The sequence below is a fragment of the Pedobacter sp. genome, from assembly GCF_035317785.1.
Taxonomy (GTDB): Bacteria; Bacteroidota; Bacteroidia; order Sphingobacteriales; family Sphingobacteriaceae; genus Pedobacter.
The window spans coordinates 1-3,573 of sequence record NZ_DATHGC010000194.1; the positions used below are offsets into that span (position 1 = coordinate 1).

The window sequence follows — 3,573 nt, forward strand, 5'->3', positions numbered from 1 at the left end:
TGCCCCATCGCAAAATCCAGGTTGACACGCACACTGAACTGTTTGTAAGTAAGAGTGTTCTGCATACCGCCTGTGCGGTTAGGCGTACGATAACCCACCTTCACCATATCGCGGGTATCAATGATGTTGTCGTTGTTCAGATCAGCAAACTGATAATCCCCCGCATGCTTGCCATTGGTAATTCCGGCGGGTGAAGCCGACTGATCCACTTTGCCCCAGGCCTTAGCCTCCTCTTCGGTCGCAAACACTTTTTCCACCTTGTAGGCATAATACGCAAACGGACGCTCACCCTCGGCGTAACCGCCTACTTCCTGTATAGCTCCACTGGCCGGGTCAAATACCGTTCCGCCGCCCTGACGGTTCCTGTCCCGCCCATTATAAGGCAAACTCAGGATCTTCTGGGCATTATAAGCGAATGAAAAACTCGTCCGCCAGTTGAAATTGGGTTTAGACAATACCGTTGCCGACAGGTCAATTTCAATACCCTTGTTCTGGAGCGTTCCATTATTAAACACAATTGAGGCAAAAGGAGATTCCAGCGGCAGAGGTTTAGAATCCAGCCTGTCCTTGGTCAGCTTGTTGTACAAATCTACAGTAAGATCTATGCGCCCCTGAAAAAAACTGGCATCAACCGCAAGGTCTGTGGTTTCCGTAGTTTCCCATTTCAGGTTTGGATTGGCCAGTGATGCACGGAGAATACCAGGAAATTGTGCATAAGAATTGGCATTGTAATTACCATAAGTATCCGTCAGGTTCAAATCCCTGGAGCCTGCCTGGCCCCAGCTGGCACGGAGCTTCAGCGCACTGATTACCGGCACATTCCAGAAATCTTCCTTGTGTATGTTCCATCCAGCGGAAGCCGAAGGGAACAGCGCATATTTCTGATTCGGCGCAAAATTAGAGAAACCATCATACCTCAATACCCCGGAAACCAGGTATTTATTATCAAAATCATAGTTGAACTGCCCGAATACACTGGCAGATTTATTCAAGCCCAGAGTAGTTCCCAAATTGGTCACATTGCTCACCACCTTTCCGTCGATGGTGGTTACCGGTGGCTCTTCTATGGTGACGATATAGTCATTGGTAGCTCTTTGAGTTCCTATATCAATCGTGTTTGCGCTATTCTTGGTGTAGTTGAACCCAAGCAGGGTCATAAAGCTGTGCTTGTCTTTTACCTTAAAATTATACTGCAGGATCTGATCGATCATCAATTGCCTGGCATCATTTACCGTCTCATTTTTCTGCCTGCTCGTTGCAAACTGAATACTTCCCGGGAAAGCTTTACGTGAGAAGATGGTCTTGTCATTGTCAATCGTATAAGAGATCGCAGGCCTGAAATGCAGCTGAGGGATAATTTCCCAGTCCGCATCAACCCTGGAAATGGCGCGTTCTGTAGACACACGGGTATCATCATACTTCAGCGTATGAAAGCGGTTCCGGGTAGTCAGGTTCTCTCCGGCCAATGGCAGACCACTGTCATCAAAAAGCCTGATCAGCGGAGTGATGCGTGTAGCACGAACAAGATCATTGGTGTAACCGGCCACATAGTTCGGCAGCACGTTCTGATAATTCAGCATTGCATTGATCTGGATATTATTAGACGCTTTGAATGAAAAATTACCCAGTGCACTGTATCTTTCGTAATTAGTGCCCACAAAAGTTCCCTCCTGGTTGACGTAGTTCATCGACACGTTGTAACTCGCATCAGCGCCACCGCCATCAATCCCCAGGTTGTAATTGCTGGAATGCCCGGTATTCCAAAGCAGGTCCTGGTAATTGTTGTCCGCATATAGCAGTTTGGTACCCGGCTTCGCCGGATCATCCATGGTTTTCCAGCCTCTGGACAGCAAATTGTCCACATAGGCCTGCCCTTCCACCGCAACAATATTGTCGTAAAGCGCAGTAAGGTTAATATTTGAACCATATTGCCCTTTTGTGGTATACACACGTGTACCCGCAGAAAAGCCCCCATTGTTCAGCAGCGCGTTCTTGTCATAAGGATCCGTAGAATTCTTGACCGTAGACCGGGCAAGAGAAAGGTATTCCGTAGCGTCCAGGTAGTTATAATCCCTGGACTGGGTTTCCAGATTCGTACGGTAGTTGAAGGTGATATTGGCCTTTCCACTATTAAAACGACCTGTTTTGGTAGTGATGACAATCACACCGTTTGCCGCGCGCGCACCATAAGGCGCAGTCGAAGCCGCATCCTTCATCACCTGCAGAGAAGCAATGTCATCAGGATTCACATCCTTCATGGTGCGGAACACCCCATCGACAATGACCAGCGGACTGGACGCATCTGAATTCAGAAAACTGTTGCCGTTAGAATTTCCCGTACCAGTCCCGTAAGCATTCAGTTTCGAGCTGCCCCTGATAATGATGTTGGAAGGCGCCGAACCCGGCTGACCATTGCTGACCGGAATAGAAACGCCGGCCAGTTTACCCTGCAGCGCCGCTATCGGGCTTGCATTGGCCGTATTGACCAGCTGACGGGCATCGAGCTTGGAAACCGCGGCTGTCGTCTTTGCCCTGGACTGCTGCGAATAACCCACAATGACCACATCCGTCAACGATTTTGATTCCGGTGTCAGCGATACATTTAACGTTGATTTCCCGGCTACCGGAACTTCGGATGTGACGAAACCCACATAAGTAAAAACCAGCACCCCATTGGCAGGTATTATTATGGAATATCGCCCGTTTCCGTCAGTCACCACGGCAGTTTTCGCATCCTTAAGCCGCACACTGACGCCCGGGACGGGCTGGTTTTTATCGGTTTCGGAAACAATACCCGTTACGGTAATCTGCGAATCGGTTTGCGCTTTCAGGAAACCTGGTCCCAAAAGGAGAAGATAAAAAATTAAATACTGGAGTTTTACTTTCATAGCTGGTTAATATATATTTATGCTCTACATAATGTTACGCCGTATCATGGCATACAAAAAATCATCTTTCGTTTTATTTTACCTTCTTTGTAATGTCTTTGATCCTGATCAGCTTAAAGGCGATCCCTTCGTAAGGCTTATCCTTTCCGGATTCATAGAGAATAGCCACATCTTTCTTTTTATACGGAGCAATGTCCGAATAAGCCGAGGGGCCGGGATGAATGACTTTTGAAGCTGCCCAGGATGACCCGTCATCATAACTCAATCTCAGGGTCAGGTTTTCTCTTTTGGTTTGATGTGCAGGATTGGCGAACAATAAAACCGGTTTCTTGTCATAAACCAGATTGAGCAATGTGCCCTGGCATACCGGTTCCACCAATGTCGTATCGTGCTTCACATCAGACCAGGTCTCGCCCCCATCGCTGCTGATGCTGTAATTGCGGGTACGGAGTGTCCGGTTGGCATTGCGCATATTCAGCATCAACCGACCGCCGCTAATCTCCGCAACAGTAGTTTCGTTGACCATGTCCTGCGGAGTATTGTTTCCAAGCTTCCAGGTCGCCCCGTGGTCATCGGAATAAATGATGTGCGAAAAGTTCTGATTAGCCGGTGCCTCAACATGATTGACCGGAACGACCAACCTGCCCTTATGCATACCACTGCCGATCTGCAGGCCATGACAAGG

Annotated in this window: 2 protein-coding genes; both read right to left on the reverse strand. The window is 48.3% G+C overall.

The annotated features are described in order from the left end of the window. Positions 1-2,888: SusC/RagA family TonB-linked outer membrane protein (locus VK541_RS11900; RefSeq protein ID WP_324370310.1), on the reverse strand; the 2,888-nt coding region annotated here is incomplete at its 3' end. A gap of 73 nt (positions 2,889-2,961) precedes the next feature. Continuing rightward, positions 2,962-3,573 (reverse strand): sialidase family protein (locus VK541_RS11905; protein ID WP_324370312.1); only part of this gene is annotated, 612 nt, incomplete at its 5' end.